We start from the raw sequence: 1,605 nt of genomic DNA on the forward strand, positions 1-1,605 counted from the left end.
GGCTATGCTTACGATAGTATACAGTCAGACTTAAATGTTGTTACAAACTCGTCTCATGAGATATTTATAAACTTCGATATTTTCTTACCTAAGAAAGTCTCTCGTTCACCACGTTATTTTTAATAGTTAAAAGAAAAGATAAAAATTATCAGATGAAAAATATAGTATTATTTATGGCATTAGCAATTTTGAGTGGCTTTACAGTTACAGCTCAAAATAAAGCTACAAAAAAAGCAGATAAGTACTTTGCAAAATTCGAATTTGTTGAAGCTGCTGAAGCGTATAACAAATTAATAGAAAACGGAAAAGGAGACGCTTATGTTTACGGGCGTTTAGCAGAATCTAACTATAATATCTTTAATACAGTAGAAGCAGAACGCTGGTATGCTAAAGCATTAGAAACTTCAAGTGATGCAGAAATGACTTACAAGTATTCTCAAATGTTAAAAGCAAACGGAAAGTACGAAGCTTCAAATGTACAAATGAAAAAGTTTGCATCTATGCGTCCTGGAGATGATAGAGCTCAAGCTTTTTTAGCTAACCCAAACTACTTACCTAAAATATTAGAAAGAGGTAAAAAGTTTAATGTTCAAAATTTAGATATCAATACAGCAACTTCAGATTTTGGAGGAACCCTACAAGATGGTAAGTTATATATAACTTCTGCTAGAAATGATTCTAGAAAAACTTACGGATGGAATGAACAGCCTTTTCTTGATATCTATGAGTATACTGTAGCAGAAGATGGAACATACCAAGGAGAAGAACTATTAAGTAATGATATTAATACAAAATATCATGAGGGTGTTGTGTCTTTTACACCAGACGGAAAAACAATGTATTTTTCAAGAGAAAGTTTTTTCGAAAACATTTATGAGAAAGATTCATTATCTAACACAAAGTACAGTGTATTACACATGTATGTTGCTAAAAAGAGTGGAGACGAATGGAAAAATGTAGAAGCATTATCAATGAATAGTAGAAACTATTCTATTAAAAACCCATCGGTAAGTAAAGATGGAAAAACATTATATTTTGCTTCAGATATGCCTGGAGGTTACGGTAACTTTGATATCTATAAAGCATCTATAGGTAATGGAGGACAAGTTGGAGAACCTGTAAATTTAGGACAAAAAGTAAATACAGAAGGACAAGAAATGTTTCCTTTTATTGGAGACGATAACACACTATATTTCTCTTCAACAGGACATTTAGGTCTTGGGGGAATGGATGTATTCCATACTAAAGAAATAGATGGAAAAATGGCACCAATACGTAATGTAGGTATACCAGTAAATAGTAATGGAGATGATTTCGCATTTTCTATGAACGATGAAACAGGAGAAGGTTTTGTATCTTCTAACAGAGAAGGTGGAAAAGGAGGAGACGATATTTATGGTGTTAAAAAATTACAACCTATTTGTGATGTTTTAATTGCAGCTAATGTTACAGATAATAAAACAGGAAAACCTTTAGAGGGAGCAATGGCTACATTATACGATAATCAAGGAAATAAATTATCTTCTAAGCCAACAAACGCATTAGGACTTGTTGAGTTTATTGTTGAGTGTGAAACCGAAACGGAGTTAGAAGTAACTATGGATG

1 protein-coding gene is annotated in these 1,605 nt (G+C 32.5%); it reads left to right on the forward strand.

From position 1 onward, the window contains the following. Positions 1-152: 152 nt before the first annotated feature. Positions 153-1,605: OmpA family protein (locus ACVC2P_RS14780; RefSeq protein ID WP_452599226.1), on the forward strand; the 1,453-nt coding region annotated here is incomplete at its 3' end.

It is taken from the genome of Pontimicrobium sp. MEBiC01747 (assembly GCF_053601635.1).